The following is a 16,566-nucleotide window of genomic DNA, read 5'->3' on the forward strand; positions in this document are numbered from 1 at the left end:
ACATTGCGGCCGGGAATCGCAAATGGTTCTCATTTGTTCTGCGATTCCTGATGGTGCGGCGCGCCGATTTCCGGCGCCCGCGCAGACCACTTCCTGCCGCATATGAACGCTCGCCACACTCGCCAAATCCCTTCGCCCTCCTTTGTCCTTCGCCATACGGCCACCGCAGCGCAATTGCTGGTGGCGGGCTGCCTGGCTGCCGCTGCGACAGCCGCGCATGCACAGGCGCAGGCTCCGGCCCAGCCGGCTTCGCCCAGCGTCAACCTGCCCACCGTCACGGTGACTTCCGAGCAGGACAAGGGCTATGCGGCCAGGCGCAGCACCTCGGCCACCAAGACCGATACGGCGCTGATCGACACGCCCCAGTCCATTTCCGTGGTCACGCAGGACCAGGTCCGCGACCAGGGTTCGCAGGGCCTGGCCGAAGCCCTGCGCTATGTGCCGGGCGTGGGCTTCGCCCAGGGCGAGGGCAACCGCGAGACGCCCATCTTCCGTGGCATCTCCACCACGGGCGACTTCTACGTGGACGGCATGCGTGACGATGTGCAGTACTACCGTGACCTCTACAACATCGAGCGCGTGGAAGTGCTGCGCGGTCCCAACGCCATGATCTTCGGCCGTGGCGCCACGGGCGGCCTGATCAACCGCGTCACCAAGATGCCCAACTGGACGGCAGGCTACGGTGGCTCGCTGACTCTGGGCTCCAACAGCAACCGCCGCGTGACGGCCGACATCAACCAGTCCCTCAATGACCAGGTGTCCATCCGCCTGAACGCGCTGTACGAGAAGTCGGACAGCTACCGCGATGGCGTGTGGCTGGAACGCAAGGGCATCAATCCCACGATTTCCTGGAAGCTGGCGCCCAAGACGCTGGCTTCCCTGAGCTACGAGCATTTCGAGGACGACCGCATTGCGGACCGTGGCATCAGCTCCTTCCAGGGCCGGCCGCTGCAGACCTCGCCGTCCACCTTCTTCGGCAATGCGGCGGCCAGCCCCACCTGGACCCGCCTGGATGCGGCCACGCTGACGCTGGAGCATGAGTTCGACTCCGGCGTGGCCGTGCGCAACCGCACGCGCTGGTCGGACCAGGACAAGTTCTATCAAAACGTCTTTCCCGGTGCGACCAACGCCACGGGCACGCAGGTGGCCATCAGCGCCTACAACAACATGACGCGCCGCAAGAGCGTCTTCAACCAGACCGATGTGACGTTCAACCTCGACGCAGGCGGCCTGCGCCACAGGTTCCTGGCCGGCGCCGAGTTCGGCGTGCAGGACACGGACAACCATCGCGAGACGGGCTACTTCCCGGGCGGCGCAACCTCGGTCAACGTGCCTGTGGCCAACCCGTTCACGTCGCTGCCGGTGAGCTTCCGCCCCTCGGCCACCGATGCGGACAACAGCGGCAAGGCCAAGGTGGCCGCCTTCTACCTGCAGGACCAAGTGGAGATCACCCGCAATCTGCAGGTGGTTGCCGGCGTGCGCTACGACCGTTTCAAGGTGGACTTCACCAACAACCGCAACGGCCAGGTGCTCAACCCCTCCGACGATCTGGTGTCGCCGCGCGTGGGCGTGATCTACAAGCCGGTGCAGGACCTGGCGCTGTACGCCAACTACAGCGTGGCCTACCAGCCGCGCGCCGGCGACCAGCTGTCCTCGCTGACGGCCACCAATGCGGCTTTCAAGCCCGAGAAGTTCAAGAACTACGAAATCGGCGCCAAGTGGGACATCAAGCGCAACCTGTCGGCCACGGCGGCCCTCTTCCGCCTGGACCGCAGCAACGTGGTGGTGCTGGACCCTTCGGACCCGACCAACACCCGCACCATGCTGAGCGACGGCCAGCGTACCGAGGGGCTGGAGCTGTCGGTGTCGGGCAACCTGACTCCGTCGTGGTCCGTGGCTGGCGGTTATGCATACACGGATGCCAAGTTCGTCGCCGATACCTCGGCCACCTTGCGCACGGGCGGTGCGGTGGGCCAAGTGCCCAAACACACCTTTGCGCTGTGGAACCGCTATGAAATAACGCAGTCCTGGGCGGCGGCGCTGGGCGTGATCCGCCGCACCAAGATGTTTGCGGCCAACGAGCAGATCGCCACGGGTGGCGTCTCGCCCAACGTGGTTCTGCCCGGCTATACGCGCTTCGATGCGGCGGTGTTCTACAAGATCGACGCCAAGACCAGTCTTCAGCTGAATGTGGAAAACCTGTTCGATAAGAAGTACTACATCAACGCCAACAGCAACACCAACATCACGCCGGGCTCTCCACGGGCCTTGCGCGTTTCCCTCAACAAGTCCTTCTGAAGGGGGCTGCGGCATCCGTCCCCTGGCGGGGCGGGTGCCTGCAGCCGCGCAGGGCACGGCCATTCATGCATATGAATTCAAGACACACGATCAGAGGCCGGGATGAGCTGGAGGCGCTGGTGGACCGCCTGCGCGCCTTCCGCATGAAGCCGACCTACCAGAGAGCCATGGTGCTGGCCGCGCTGCTGGATGCACAACATCACGGCGAGATCACCGCCATGGACCTGTACCGGCGCATCGAGGATCACCTGGGCGGCGGTGTTCCCGTCACCGCCTGCTACCGGATTCTGGCGGCCTTTGCCGATGCGCAGGTGGTGCAGCAGCGCTACCAGGTCGTCAACGCGCGGGCCACGGCCTTCTACCGGCTGGGCACCGATGGCAAGACACAGCGCAAGGCGGAGTTTGTGTGCGCCTGCTGTCATGAGCGGTTCGCCATCGGGGATGCGTCCATGCGCGACCAGCTTGCGCAACTGGCCCGGGGCCTGGGCGCGAGCCTGCCCGATTGCGTGGAGATTGCCGTGACCTGCGCCGCCTGCAGCGAACGGCGAAAGGGCCGTCCCGGCCAACTTGGCCGCCTCGGCCGCGCGACAGGGTCCGCACGCGCCGCACGTCCCGTACCGGCCCGCAGCCCGGGCCGGCCAGCCCTGTAAGTCAGCCCCCGTCCGCCAATTGCGCGTCCAGCACGCGCACTGTCTCGTACAGCACCCGGGTGCCGTCCAGCAGCTGGGCGGGTTCTATCCATTCCTCGGGCGCGTGGCTGCGGCCGTGGAGGCAGGGGATGAAGATCATGCCCATGGGGCCGGTGGGCGCCATGTAGACGGCGTCATGGCCGGCGCCACTGGGCATGCGCATGTGGGCGTAGCCCAGGTTTGCGCAGGCCTGCTCCACGCCCTGCATGACGGGCGCGGAGCAGTCCGTGGGCTGGGAGCGGCTCACGTCGGCCATCTCGGCACGCACGCGCAAGGCGGCCAGGCCGGGCAGGACTTCGGCCAGCAGTTCCTCGGGGAAGCGCTCCAGCACGCCGGCGTGGTCGCTGCGCACTTCCATCATCATCTCGACCAGGCCGGGCACGGCATTGGAGGCATTGGGCGTGAGCGATAGCCGGCCCACGGTGGCCACCACATAGTGAGGTTGGCCGCTGAGCGCGGCGGCCTTGCGGTTGGCCGCATCGATGATGCGCGCCGCGCCCACCAGCGCGTCCTGGCGTATGTCCATGGGCGTGGTGCCTGCGTGGTCGGCCTGGCCGCGCACGGTGAAGCTCACGCGGCGTATGCCCACGATGTTCGTCACCACGCCGATGGGCAGGCCGCGCTGCTCCAGCACCGGGCCCTGCTCTATGTGCAGTTCCACAAAGGCGGCCGTGCCGCCGGCGCTGCGCAGCGGGCGGTCCAGCGCCTCGGGCCGCGCGCCGATGCGGCGCATGCCTTCGGCCAGGGTTTCGCCCTCGGGGTTGCGGGCGGCCAGCATGGCGGCGTCCAGCTTGCCCGACAGCGCGCGGCTGCCTATGCAGGAGATGCCGTAGTCGCTGGGTTCTTCGGACAGGAAGTCGATCACCTCGAACGGGTGCTGCAGGGCGATGCCGTTTTCGTGCAGGCAGTGCGCGACCTCGATGCCGGCCAGCACGCCGATGATGCCGTCGAAGCGCCCGCCCATCATCACGGTGTCGCAGTGCGATCCGGTGGAGATGGGGGCGCGTTGCACCGGGCCTGGGGCAGCCGGCAGGCGGCCCACCAGGTTGCCGCCTTCATCCAGATGGACCTGCATGCCCGCAGCCTCGAACTGCCCGCGCAGCCAGGCGCGGGCCTGGTCGAATTCAGGGGAGAAGGCGCGGCGGGTCCACGGCACGTCGGGCAGGGTGAAGGTGGACAGGGTCTCCACGCGGCGCCACAGGCGCTCGGCGTTGATGGGAGGAAGGTTGGGGGCGGAGGAAGCGGGCAGGGCGGTCATCGGTCTCGGTGGCGTCTGGGGCAGCTGGAATCGGGCAGCCCGAATTCTCGCGCGAAAAAAGCAGCCCTCAGGGCAGGGGGCGCAGGCCCGCCAGCAGACGCTCGAGCGTGTCGAAGCTCACGGGTTTGACCAGGTGGTGGTCCATGCCGGCTTCCCGTGATCGTCTCAGGTCCTCCTCCTGGCCCCAGCCTGTGAGCGCGATCAGCACGACCTGGTCGCGGCCGTGCTCGGCACGGATGCGGCGGGCGACTTCCAGGCCGTCCATGCCGGGCAGGCCGATGTCCAGCAGCACCACTTCGGGCCTGAACGCCGCGTGCATGGCCAAGGCGCCGGGGCCGTCGCGGGCAATCTCGACTTCGGCGCCCAGCAGCCTGAGCAGCATGGCCAGGGTGTCGGCGGCGTCGATGTTGTCATCGACCACCAGGATGCGGCCGAAGGCCGTTGCATCCTCGGGCTGGGCATTCGGTGCCTGTCCCGCCAGGGGCTGCGCCTGGGTGGGCAGGGGCAGGTGCAGCCTGAATTCGCTGCCCTGGCCCTTGCCTTCGCTGAGCGCCTGCACGCTGCCGCCGTGCATCTCGACCAGGCTGCGCACCAGGGTCAGCCCGATGCCCAGGCCGCCCTGTCCACGGCGGCCGTTGCGGTCCACCTGCATGAACAGATCGAACACCTTGCCAAGCAGGGCGGGCGGGATGCCGATGCCGTTGTCGCGTACCGAGACCACGGCCTGCGCACCATCGGTCCAGGCGGACAGAACGATGTGGCCGCCGGAGTGCGAGTACTTTGCGGCATTGTTGAGCAGGTTGGAGACCATCTGCGCCAGCCGCATCGGGTCGGCCAGCAGCGACACGGGCGCGGCGGGCAGCTCCAGGCGCAACTGGTGGCTGCCTGCCTCCATGACCGCGCCGCTGGCCGCCACCACGCCTTGCAGCACATCGTTCAGGTCCACCAGTTCCTTGCGCAACTGGACCTTGCCGGTGGTGATGCGCGAGACCTCCAGCAAGTCGTCCACCATGCGGATCATGTGGTTGACCTGGCGCTCCAGCATCTCGTGGCTGTGGCGCACGCTGTCGTCGCCGCTGGCGGTGCGCTTCAGGATTTGCAGGCCGTGGCTGATGGGCGCCAGTGGATTGCGCAGCTCATGCGCCAGCGTGGCCAGGAATTCGTCCTTGCGTCGGTCGGCTTCCTTGAGGTGGTACTCGGCCTGTTTGAGTTCGGTGATGTCCTGGATGACGGAACAGGTGCCTATGAGCTGGCCGTCGTCATCGCGCAGCGGCGCGCAGCTGACGCGCATCCACCATTCGCGGCCATCGTCGTCGGTGTGCAGCATCTCCAGACCCGGCATGACCACTTCGCCGCGCAGCGCGCGCTTGCCGGGCCAGTTCTCGGGGGCAATGGGCTGGCCCTTGTCATCCCATCCCTTCCAGCGCGGCATGCGGTCCGCCAGGGTGGAAGGAATGGCGCGCGGCACGAAGCGGTCCATGAGCGCATTGCTCAATACCATGGTGCCGCGCATGTCGGAGACGCCCACGCCCGCAGGCATCTGGTCGATGATGGCGCGCAGCTTTTTCTCGTTGGCCTGCACGGCGACGTGGACCTGTTCGCGCACACGCACCAGCTGCAGCAGCGATGCGATGCGCGCCAGCAGCTCGCGTGCCGAAAAGGGCTTGACCAGGTAGTCGTCCGCGCCCGCGCGCAGGCCTTCGACCTGGGCCTCCTGGCCGGCCCGCGCGGACAGCATGATGACGGGAATGGCGCGCGTGGTCTCGTCACTGCGCAGCGCATGCAGCAGCTCGAAGCCGTCGAGCACGGGCATCATCACGTCGGCCAGCACCAGGTCGGGCCGCTGGCGGTGGATGCTGGCCAGCGCGGCGCGGCCATCGCCCACGATCTCCACTTCATACAGCGGCTCCAGCAACTGGCCGATGTAGCTGCGCATGTCGGCGTTGTCATCGGCGCAGACGATGCGGGCACGCGGGGGCAGGGCACCACCGTGCATGTCCCGCTGCATGTCCCGCTGCATGGGCCTGGCTTCGTCGCTGGCAGCCGGGGCGGGCTCGCCGGGCAGCCAGCGCAGGGCCTCATCCACCTGCGGGTGCGCGGCAGGCGGGCGCGCGGGCCGGTGCTCGGCCGGAAGATGCGCATGCCCCCTGGGCAGGCGCACGGTGAAGCGGCTGCCTTCGCCCTCCGTGCTGCTGACCGTGACGGTGCCGCCATGCAGCCGAGCCAGCTCCTGCACCATGGCCAGGCCGATGCCCGTGCCCTCGTGCGTGCGGGCCGGCTTGCCGGGAATGCGGTGAAAACGCTGGAAGAGATGGGGCAGGTGCTGGGGCGCAATGCCCGATCCGGTGTCGGTGACGGACAGCTCCACCGCACCATCGGCCCCGCCCGCGCCGTGCGCATCGTGCACATCGGGCACATCGCGCAGCGCCACTGCGATTTCGCCTTGCAGCGTGAACTTGAAGGCGTTGGACAGCAGGTTGAGCACGATTTTTTCGTACATGTCGCGGTCCACATGGACCGGTCCGTCCAGCGGCGGGCAATCCACGCGCAGCCGCAGGCCGGCTTGCTCCACGGCCGAGCGGAACATGCTGGCCAGCTCGGCCGTGGTGCGGGCCAGGTCCGTGGGCTCGTAGCTGGCCTGCATGCGCCCGGCCTCGATGCGCGAGAAGTCCAGCAGGGCGTTGACCAGTTTTTGCAGGCGCAGCGCGTTGCGGTGGATCATCTGCGTCTGCCCGGCCGGCACCTGGCCGCCGTGCTCGCGCAGGGCATCTTCCAGCGGGCCCAGGATCAGCGTCAGCGGGGTGCGCAGCTCGTGGCTGATGTTGGAGAAGAACACGGTTTTGGCGTGGTCCACCTCGGCCAGGGCCTTGGCGCGCCGCGCTTCCTGCTCGTAGGCCTGGGCGTGCGCGACCACGCTGCCCGTGTGGCTTGCCACCATGTCGAGGAAGGCGCAATAGTCCACATCCAGCGGGCGGCGCGGGCTGACGCCCAGCACCATCACGCCCGACACCTGGCCGTCGCCCGACCAGCGCACAGGCACGATGCGCGCCAGACGCGAGGCCTCGGGCCAGGGGCCGCCGGGCAGGAACAGGCCCAGGGGCGCCAGTTCCACATTGACGGGCTGGCCCGGCTGGGCTGCCTGATCCGCCTGATCCGCCTGGTCCGTTAGGTCCGCTCGGTCCGATGGATCGGATTGCACGGCCCGGTCCAGCGGCCAGCGCGCGGGGTCGGCCGCCAGGTCCATGTCCAGATCCATGCCCGTGGCGCAGAGCATCCTGAAGGCCGGGCCGCTGGCGCCTGCGCTGCCCGCGGCAGGGGTGTCCACGCATTCGTAGATGATGGCGAAGGGCACGTCGTAGGGGTTCTCGTCCAGCACGGCGCAGACTTTCTGGGCGGCGTCCCTGGCGTTGTGCATGTCCAGCGTGCGTATGCCCAGGCGGTGCAGCGTCTCCAGGCGCCTGCGGCTGACGATTTTTTCCGTGGTCTCGGTGCAGGGGCAGAACACGCCCTGCACGGTGACGCCGTCATCGGCCAGGATGGGGCCGTAGGTGAAGGTCACGAAGACCTCTTCCTGCGGCAGGTCGCGGTCGAAGAAGTAGCGGGCGTCGGTGGACCAGGTGGCCTCGCCGGTACGCATCACGCCTTCCAGCATGGGGCCGATATCGCTCCAGATCTCGCTCCAGCAGTGCGCGCCGGCCTGGCCCAGCGCCTGGGGGTGCTTGCTGGTTCCCAGGAAGGGGATATAGCCATCGTTGTAGATCAGGCGGAAGTCTTCGCCCCACCAGATGGTGATGGGAAAGCGCGAGCCCAGCGCCAGGCTCACGGCGTTGCGCAGGTTCTGCGGCCAGCCGTCCGGCGCTCCCAGGGGCGTGGCCGCCCAGTCGTGGGAACGCACGCGTGCCGGCATTTCGCCGCGCTGCGGCAGGAATCGAAAACTGTCTTCTGAGTTCACACTTTCTCCCACGGCAATTGCGGGTCTCGGGTCTCGGGCCTGGCCGCAGTCGCGGTTATTTTGACTTGGACTGGCCCGCCTGCCTGCCCCGGCCCGAGCCCGACAGCTTGCCGCCGCCGCTTTGCCTGTTCACGGTGGCCCAGGCGCGCTTTTCAGCTTCTTCGTGGCCCACGCCGCGCCTCACACCGTGCGTTTCGTAGCTGTCTTCGATATGCCGAGCCTGGCGCTTTTGCTTATCGGTATAGGCCGATTTGTCACCTTGTGGCATGTCACTCTCCCTTGCGCGTCTGTTCCTGCTCCGGGGACGGTGGCAGCTCGATGGGCGGCGCCGTGGTGGGCGGGTCGATGGGCTCGGGCCCGCGCGGGCGGCCGGGCTGGCGGTTGGGATCATCGGGGGCCACGGGGTCGTTGGGCGTGGTCGGCACCTGGGGAATATTGGGCGCGTGGGGCAGAGGGTGGTTCATGGTGCGTGTCCTTTTGGGGGGTGTGGTGATGAGGGGTGCATGCCCGCTCAGCGCGCAGGCGTCGAGGTGGGGGCAGGGGCCGTGGCCGTGGCCGGATCAGCCTGCTGCGGCGCGGCGGAAGGCGCGGGCGGCGACACGGGCTGTGTCGCGGGAGACGGTGAGGGCGAAGGTGAGGGCAACGTTGAGGGCGAAGGCGTTCCAGTCGCTCCAGTGGCGCTGGGCGCATCCAGCCGGCCCTTGGGGGCCATGAAGTTGAACATCAGCACCAGGATCAGTGCGACGGCGGCGGTGAGTGCGCCTATGCGCAAGGGCCAGCGTCCGTCACGGATGTGGTTGTTCTCGCTGCGCTGGCGTTCGAGGGGGGCATGCATTCGGCGGGGTGAGTTGTCCATGGCGGGCTCCTTCAGTCCATGAGCTTTCACCTTAGGCCGGGCGGCGGCCTGCAACTGTCGGACAAGGCATGCCGTGCGGGAGCGACAAGCCGCTGCACGGCGGTGGGGCTTGGCAGGACGGGCCGGACAGGCTTTTGGACAGGCACGCCGCTTGCCACCAAGCCAGGTTTCAGGCGTGGCGCCTGCGCCGGTCGGCCGGTTCTATGCGCAGCAGCTGGCGGTACTTGGTGACGGTGCGGCGCGCCACGACCAGGCCCTGGGCACCGAGCTGGCGTGCGATTTCAACATCCGACAGCGGCCGGGCATCGGACTCGGCCGCGATGATGTCGCCGATCAACTCGCGGATGGCCGTGGCCGAGCAGGCATTGCCGCTGGCGCTGAGCATGGGGCGCGAGAAGAAATGCTTGAGCTCGAACACGCCCGTGGGCGTGGCCATGTATTTGTTGTTGGTCACGCGCGAGACGGTGGACTCGTGCACGCCCACTTCCTCGGCAATCTCGCGCAGCACCAGCGGCTTCATGGCCATGGCACCGAACTCCAGGAACAGCTGCTGCTTGCGCACGATGGCCTGCGCCACGTCGAGGATGGTGGAAAAGCGCTGCTCCACGTTGCGCACCGTCCAGCGCGCATCCTGCAGGTGGTCGGCCAGTTGGTTCTGGCCGCTGCGGCGGTGGCGCTGAAACAGCTGCTCGTAGACGCGGTTCAGGCGCACGCGCGGCACGACCGCGGGGTTGAGGTGCACGTTCCAGCCGCTCTGGCCCCGGCGCACGATCACGTCGGGAACGATGTAGTCCACGTGGGAGGAGCCGAAGTTCCAGCCCGGCCTGGGGTTCAGCCGACGTATGCAGGCCAGCGCCTGCGTGATCTGCGCGGGCGGCACCTGCAGCGCCCGGGCCAGCCGGGGCACGTCGCGGGCGGCCAGTGCATCCATGTGGTCCTGCACCATGGCCTGGGCCAGCTGGCGCAGGTGGGCATCGCCGATCTGCGGGCATTGCAGCAACAGGCATTCGCCCACGCTGCGGGCGGCCACGCCGGCCGGGTCCAGCGATTGCACCAGGCGCAGGGCAATGAGCATTTCCTGCGCGTCAGGTGCGGGGCTGAGGGCCAGCAGGCCGGCCAGTTCCTGCAGGTCGGTGCGCAGATAGCCGTCGTCGTCCAGCGACTCCACGATGGCGCGGGCCATGCACAGGTCGCGCGGCGTCATCGCCATCACATTGAGCTGGCCGTGCAGGTGCATGGCCAGCGTGGTCTCGCAGGCGGCCAGATCCATGGCCGTGCCTTCTCCATCTGCCCCCTGGCGCGCGCCCGTATGCATGTCGGCCAGCCACAGGTCGCGGTCGTCGGCGGGTTCGGTGGCGGGGCCGGGCAGGTGGTCGGCCGGGTCGGGCGGGTGCTGCATGCCGGGGAGATCGCGGTCCATGTCCAGACCGATGCCCATGCCGAAGCCTTCATCCATGGCCGTGTCCGGGGACAGGCCTGCCTCCGGGGCCAGCCTGCCCATGCCGCCTTCCCGGTCCTCTTCACCCAGCTCCTTGCCGTCGAGCAGCCCCAGTTCGTACTCGCCGTCCTGCGCATCCTGCGGGTCTTCCAGGAACGGGTTGTCCTCCAGCTTGCTGCGCACCACGGCGGCAAAGTCCAGCGAGGACATCTGCAGCATCCGCACTGCAAGCTGCAGGCGGGGAGAAAGCGTCTGGGACTGGCGTATGTCCGCCCTGAGGTGCATGGAACCCATTTCATCTCCTTGGTGCGATGACCCGAAGACGCAAGCTCCATGCCGCCATGCGGGCGGCGAATCGTCTGGATACACTTTGGGCACGAAACCTGCTGTGGTCTCCCTGCGCAGGCGGCACGGGGCCCAGGGTTTTGCCGCCGCTGCGGGGGATCGGTTCTGGAACAGCGGGGCCGGTCATGGCGTCCACGGCAGAAATTGCCGTTTGGGCGCAAGGTTTTCTGCAAACTTTTCCATGTACCAGTCCACCAGCTTCCACACGGTCCCGCCCCCGGGGGCCCAGAATTCCGTTCCACGGGAGGCGCCGCGTCATGCCCTGCCCGAAGATCCCATGTCCATACGCCTGAGGTTGGTCCTGCTGCTGCTGGCCTTGCTGGTCTTTGTGCTGGCGGCCTCGTCCTGGCTGCTGTTGCGCGCCTACCAATCCGAGCATGCGGCGCAGGAGCAGGCCGCGCGCGTCAGCAGCATGGCCGTGGCCCGTCTGCTGGACAAGGAGCCGCGCACGGCCGGCGCCGACCAGGTGCTGGCGGCCTTGCGGCCTTTGCTGGACTCCGGCTGGCCCGGCTTTCTGGTGGACAGCACAGGCCGCGCCCTGCCGGCCGGGCCCGGTGCGGCAGCCGACCTGCCTGCCTTGCCCGCCGATTTCAGCGAACGGCTGGCGGCCAGCCTGGCGCAGGCTGCGCCCGGCGTGAAAAGTGCGGGGCAAGGCGCAGAGCAAAGCGCAGGGCAGGGCGCAGGGCAGGACGCTTCGCAGGGATGGCTGGATCTGCCAGATGCGCAGGGCGGGCCGCTGCGGGCCTTCTTCAGCAGGTCCGCCCAGGGCTGGACCTGGGTGAGCTGGGTCCCCTGTTCTGCGCTGGACCCCGCATGCTCCCGGCCCCTGAAGGGGGTGATCTGGGTGGCCATCGTTTTGTTTGCGGTGGCGGGCCTGGGACTGGCGCGGCTGGCGCTGCGGGGCAGCGCGGCCCTGGTGTTGCCGGCAATGGGGGGCAAGGCGCAAGACCATGGGCAGGGCCAGGGCGGCGGTGATGCCGGCCGGCCCGAAGGCGCTGCGGTGAACGCTGCCGGCCTCGAAGAGGCCGCTGCCCGTCTCCAGAGCGAACGTCTGCAGGTGGTGGGGCGGCTGGCAGGCCGGTTTTCCCATGAGTTCAACAACCAGCTGGGCATTCTGAGCAACAGCGCCTATCTGATAGAGCGGCGCTCCGAGGACCCGGGCCTGCGCCTGCCCGCCCAGGCCATGCTGCGCTCGGTGGACACGGCGAGCCGCCTCACGCAGCAACTGTTGCGTTTTGGGGCGCACCATTGCACGCATGCGCTGGTGGTGGACCTGTACCGCTGGCTGCCCGGCCTGCAGGGCACGCTGGCCGTGGTGCTGGGCAAGCGCATGGCGCTGGAGGTGGCGGAGCCTGCCGAGGCCAGTCAGCCCGGCCAGCCGGCGCCGCGATTGGGCGTGCATGTGGACCCGGATGAGCTGGAGCTGGCGCTGATCAGCATTTTTCTCGCCATCCGCGAAGCAATGACCGATGGCGCGCAGGTGCACATGGCCGCCCGGCCCCTGTCCGAGGACCTGACCCAGGCCCAGGCCGCAGATTCTCGCGGGAATGCGCTGGTGGAGATCCGCATCGAGGCCATGGCCCACGGGGCGGGCGCCGCCAGCACCGGCTCCGGTACTGGCGAGGCGGGCGCGCCACGGCTGGAACGTGTGGAAAGGCAGGAGCCGCCGCCTGTCTTCACTCCATTGAACGATGCCGATGCGGACGCCACCTGCGGCCTGAGCCTGGCGCGCCGCCTGTGCCTGGAGCGCGGTGGCGTGGTGCGGGCCGAGGGTGAGCATGGCCGCTGCCTGGCGGTCTCACTGGTGCTGCCGCGCGTGGCCATGGCGGCGCAGGACTGCCTGGCGCAAAGGCTGGACTGACAGGCCGCCTGGCTGGGTTTCAGCGCGGCACGCTCCGCTTGCATAGGTTGAAGATGGCCAGCAGCGCAACGGCGCAGGCCAGAGAGACGAAGATGGACATGGAGGTGGCCGGCGCCTCCGTCTGCGCATTCATGGCCGAAGGCCCCAGCATCGGCGCCAGCAGCCAGCCGCCCAGCAGTGCGCCTATGGCGCCTATGACCACGTTGAGCAAAATGCCTTGCTCGGCCTGGGTGTTCGTGACCATGCTGGTAATCCAGCCGATCAGGCCACCCACCATCAGCCAGATGAGGAAGTCCATGGCATCGCCCTTGAAAAAAAGTTACGGTTGGTGATCAAGGGCAATCGGCGTGCCCGGCTCCTGCAGGCCGTTCAGAGCCTAGGCTTGTCAGGGGCGGTGTCCTGGTCCGAGGCAGGGCGAATCTCTGCACGCTCCGCCTCATGGCCCGAAGGCGTCTGGGCATCCAGGCCCCGGTCGGGCGACTCGCTGACCTGGGGCAGGTCGGCGGCGTGCTCTATCAATTCCTCGATGATGAAGCGGCCATAGAGTTGGGCGCGCTCGGCGCCGGCGGCCTTCAGGGCATCGGCGGCCGTGCGTGCAGCCTCGTCGTTGTCCACGCGCACCACCAGCCAGTGGTAGCCGCGTTCGGCCAGGGCCTGGTGGGCCTTGACCAGGTTGAGCTCCTGGCCCACGGCAGCAATGGGGCTGGCCTGGCGCAGGTCTTCATCGATCTGGGCCAGCATTTCCCGGTCGGAATAGCGCTGGATGTCCTGGGCGGGCAGGTCCAGCGCCTGCAGCGCGGCCACGCCGTCATCGGCCTGCGCAGCTGTGGGAAACGAGACCACCATGTGGCCCACGGGCTTGAAGACACCGTAGGCGCGGGGAGGAGAGGAGTCCATGGGCTTGTCCTTGGTTGCACGAAGGTGCAAGCAAGGTGGCAAGCAGCGTGCCTGCAAGTTTGGGTGTCAGCCGTGCTCGGCGTCCGTTTCGCCCTTTTTGCCGCCCGCATAGTCCCTGAGCCGGTTGTACAGGGTCTTGAGGCTGATGCCGAGCACGGCCGCCGTGCGTTCCTTCTGGTACTTGCACTGCTTGAGCGTGGCCTGGATGAGCAGCCGCTCGGCCTGCGCCATGGTCATGCCGATGGGCAGCTGTATGGTGGCCGGCTCGGTGTCGGGCAGGTCGTAGGTGGCGGCTGCATGCGCGTGGTCGGCGGGCGCATGGGCTGTGATGGTGGGGATGATGGGCGTGGTCGATGGCGCTGTCAGTGGCGCGGTCAATGGCGCGCTCATTGGCATGGACCCCGCCTGCGGCATATGTGGCATTTGCGGCACTTGCGGCAGGTGCAGCGCGTGGGCGGCCGGATGCACCGGGGCCGGCTGCTGGACAATGGCCACGGGCGGCCGGGGCAGCCATTCCTGGCTCACCAGCGGGCCGGGCTCCATCACATAGGCGCGCTGCACGGCATTGCGCAATTCGCGCACATTGCCGGGCCAGCTGTATTGCGCAAGCTGCTTGAGGGCCGATGCCGTGAATTGCTTGGCCTGGCCCTCGCGCTGGGAGATGGCCTCCATGAAATGCTGCGCAAGCAGCGGAACGTCGGTCAGGCGCTCGCGCAGCGGCGGCAGCTCGATGGGGAAGACGTTCAGGCGGTACAGCAGGTCTTCGCGCAGCTTGCCGCTGGCCACGGCCTCGTAGGGGCAGCGGTTGGTGGCGGCGATCACGCGCACATCGGTCTGCAGCGTCTGGGTGGAGCCCACGCGCATGAAGCGCCCGGTCTCCAGCACGCGCAGCAGCTTGACCTGCAGCTCCATCGACATTTCCGTGATTTCGTCCAGAAACAGCGTGCCCGTGGCCGCGCGCTCGAAAAAGCCCTGGTGCTGGCGGTCGGCGCCGGTGAAGCTGCCCTTTTCGTGGCCAAAGATCTCGCTTTCGATCAGGTGCGGAGAAATGGCCCCGCAGTTGACCGCCAGGAAGGGCCGGCTGCGCCGCTGGCTCAGCTCATGCAGGGTCTGTGCCACGACTTCCTTGCCGGTGCCGCTTTCGCCCGTCAGAAAGACCGTGACCGAGGTGCCCGCCACGCGCTCCATCTGCTGGTACAGCCGCTGCATGGGGGCCGAGCCGCCCCACAGCCGGCCAAAGCGCCCTTCCTGCGTGCAGTAGCCGGCGCCTGGCCTGTCTTGCGGGGTGATCTGGTCGAAGGCCGCGCCCGTGAGGGTGCTGGTGCCCGTCTCCGGCAGGCCGGTCGTGGGGATCAGAAAGCGCGAAAGAATGTCCTCCAGCCGCCCGATGCCCACGGGCTTGACCAGATAGTCCATGGCGCCGCGGCGCAGGGCCTCGATGGAGGAGTCCAGGCTGGCGTGGCCGGTCACCAGCACGATCTGCGAGTCCTGCGGCACCTGCTGGTCGCCAAAAAGGTCCATGCCGTTGCCATCGGGCAGCTGCAGGTCCAGCAGCACCAGGCTGGGCGGCTGCATGGCCATCTGCCGGCGCGCGTCGCGCAGGGTGTGGGCCACGGCGACCGAGAAGCGGTCCACGCCCACGAGTTCGCGCATGGTCGCTGCGGAATCCGCATCGTCATCGACGATCAGCACGTGGTTCATCGCATGGCCTCCAGGGGTCCTCGCCGCAACGCGTTTTGACAAAATTTCATGATCTGCCAGTTTAAGGGCGAGCATGCGGGCGTCTTTGTCAGTCCACAGGCACAGTGTTTGCCGGGCGTGCGGGAGGCGGCGTCAGGGAGGCGGCTGGCGACTGGCGCGCCGGCCGCTGCGGGGCTGCAGCAGCCCCAGGAACAGGCATTCCTTGGCGCTCAGTCCGCGCGGGCGCCTGTCTGGTGCGGTGGGAATGTCCTGCCCAGGTTGCTCGCACAGGGCCAGCACCTGGGGATGGATGTAGAACTTGCGGCAAACCGCACAGGTATTGCCCAGGCGCCGGGCGACCTGCGTGACCAGAGCGTTCAGCGCCGCCGCACTGGTGCCTGCGCCTTCTTGCGATGCTGCCTTGCCTGCAGTCAGCGCAAGTTCCAGCGCCAGTTCCAGCGCGTACACGCTGGCATGCCAGGTGCGGAAATCCTTGGCGCTGAAATCCGGGCCGTCTGAGGTATCTCCGGCATCTGCGGCATCGGCCCCATGGGCCGCAGCCTTGCCGCAAATCCTGCGGATGTAGTCGTTCACATGCTCGGATCGCACATGGTGGACTTCGCCTTCATCGTCGATGAACTGGAACAGCCGCTGGCCCGGCAGCTCCTGGCAGCGCTTGACGATGCGGGCCACGGCCCGGTCGGACACGCGGGCCTGCTGCAGCACGCCGCTCTTGCCCTTGAAGCTCAGCGTCAGCTCACCCGCGTGCACCTGGGCATGGCGGTTTCTGAGCGTGGTGAGGCCGTAGGAGCCATTGCTCTCCGAATACTCGTCATTGCCTATGCGCAGGGCCGTGCAGTCCAGCAGCCAGACGATGGCGGCCACCACGGTGTCCAGCTGCGGCCGGCCAGGCTTGAGGTCGCGCGCCACCGCCCGACGGATGGCGGGCAGGTGGCGGCCAAAGGCGCGCATGCGGTCGAACTTGACCTGCTTGCGCTGTTCTTGCCACTGTGGGTGGTAGCGGTACTGCTTGCGCCCCCGGGCATCGCGGCCCGTGGCCTGCAGGTGGCCCTGGGCATCGGGGCAGATCCAGACATCCACATAGGCCGGTGGAATGGCGAGTTTGCGGATGCGCGCCAGCGCCTGGGCATCGCGCACGGGCTTGCCGTCCTGCGCCACGTAGGAAAAGCCCTTGCCGCGCCGCACGCGGCGCCAGCCGGGCATGCGGTCGTTCACATAGGTCAGGGCAGGGCCGGGGCCGTCTGCGTTCGCTGCCCTGCCCCTGGCTGGCG

At 68.1% G+C, this 16,566-nt stretch carries 13 protein-coding genes; 3 read left to right on the forward strand and 10 right to left on the reverse strand.

From position 1 onward, the window contains the following. Window positions 1–102 precede the first annotated feature (102 nt). Entirely contained in the window at window positions 103–2,298 is a 2,196-nt protein-coding gene (locus INR38_RS26475) for a TonB-dependent siderophore receptor (RefSeq protein ID WP_207444511.1), read from the forward strand. Window positions 2,299–2,369: 71 nt separating this feature from the next. Beyond that, complete coding sequence (locus INR38_RS26480; protein WP_207444510.1) at window positions 2,370–2,948, forward strand: transcriptional repressor; 579 nt, start codon at window positions 2,370–2,372, stop codon at window positions 2,946–2,948. Between the two features lies 1 nt (window position 2,949). On the opposite strand, the gene INR38_RS26485 is transcribed toward INR38_RS26480, so the two are convergent. The 6 genes from INR38_RS26485 to rpoN form a co-directional block, all read right to left on the reverse strand. Next, window positions 2,950–4,245, reverse strand: coding sequence for a Zn-dependent hydrolase (locus INR38_RS26485; protein ID WP_207444509.1), 1,296 nt, complete (start codon window positions 4,243–4,245; stop codon window positions 2,950–2,952). 67 nt (window positions 4,246–4,312) lie between these two features. Further along, the gene (locus INR38_RS26490) at window positions 4,313–8,197 is read right to left on the reverse strand and encodes an ATP-binding protein (protein WP_207444508.1); all 3,885 of its coding nucleotides are present in this window, start codon (window positions 8,195–8,197) and stop codon (window positions 4,313–4,315) included. A 55-nt stretch (window positions 8,198–8,252) separates the two neighbouring features. Next, complete coding sequence (locus INR38_RS26495) at window positions 8,253–8,465, reverse strand: hypothetical protein (protein WP_192366636.1); 213 nt, start codon at window positions 8,463–8,465, stop codon at window positions 8,253–8,255. Window position 8,466: 1 nt separating this feature from the next. After that, window positions 8,467–8,661 carry a hypothetical protein gene (locus INR38_RS26500; RefSeq protein WP_012206153.1) on the reverse strand — a complete coding sequence of 65 codons (195 nt, stop codon included), beginning with the start codon at window positions 8,659–8,661 and terminating at the stop codon, window positions 8,467–8,469. A gap of 47 nt (window positions 8,662–8,708) precedes the next feature. Beyond that, window positions 8,709–9,053 (reverse strand): hypothetical protein, encoded by a 345-nt coding sequence (locus tag INR38_RS26505; RefSeq protein ID WP_207444507.1) that lies wholly within the window; start codon window positions 9,051–9,053, stop codon window positions 8,709–8,711. Window positions 9,054–9,222: 169 nt separating this feature from the next. Continuing rightward, window positions 9,223–10,785, reverse strand: coding sequence for an RNA polymerase factor sigma-54 (gene rpoN / locus INR38_RS26510; RefSeq protein ID WP_207444506.1), 1,563 nt, complete (start codon window positions 10,783–10,785; stop codon window positions 9,223–9,225). A gap of 328 nt (window positions 10,786–11,113) precedes the next feature. Between rpoN and INR38_RS26515 the strand changes: the two genes are divergently transcribed. Further along, window positions 11,114–12,697 carry a hypothetical protein gene (locus INR38_RS26515; protein WP_242699208.1) on the forward strand — a complete coding sequence of 528 codons (1,584 nt, stop codon included), beginning with the start codon at window positions 11,114–11,116 and terminating at the stop codon, window positions 12,695–12,697. 19 nt (window positions 12,698–12,716) lie between these two features. Here the strand turns inward: INR38_RS26515 and INR38_RS26520 are convergent, their stop codons facing one another. The 4 genes from INR38_RS26520 to INR38_RS26535 all read right to left on the reverse strand — a co-directional run. Further along, on the reverse strand, window positions 12,717–12,995 hold the full coding sequence (locus INR38_RS26520) for a GlsB/YeaQ/YmgE family stress response membrane protein (protein WP_013801923.1): 279 nt from the start codon (window positions 12,993–12,995) through the stop codon (window positions 12,717–12,719). A 71-nt stretch (window positions 12,996–13,066) separates the two neighbouring features. Further along, window positions 13,067–13,594 carry a hypothetical protein gene (locus INR38_RS26525; protein WP_202760382.1) on the reverse strand — a complete coding sequence of 176 codons (528 nt, stop codon included), beginning with the start codon at window positions 13,592–13,594 and terminating at the stop codon, window positions 13,067–13,069. Window positions 13,595–13,660: 66 nt separating this feature from the next. Next, on the reverse strand, window positions 13,661–15,295 hold the full coding sequence (locus INR38_RS26530) for a sigma-54 dependent transcriptional regulator (RefSeq protein WP_207444504.1): 1,635 nt from the start codon (window positions 15,293–15,295) through the stop codon (window positions 13,661–13,663). A gap of 132 nt (window positions 15,296–15,427) precedes the next feature. Then, the coding region (locus INR38_RS26535; RefSeq protein ID WP_242699209.1) for a DNA topoisomerase IB at window positions 15,428–16,566 on the reverse strand (1,139 nt) is incomplete at its 5' end.

The sequence above is a fragment of the Delftia sp. SD018 genome (genome assembly GCF_017355445.1).
Lineage (GTDB): Bacteria > Pseudomonadota > Gammaproteobacteria > Burkholderiales > Burkholderiaceae_C > Comamonas > Comamonas acidovorans.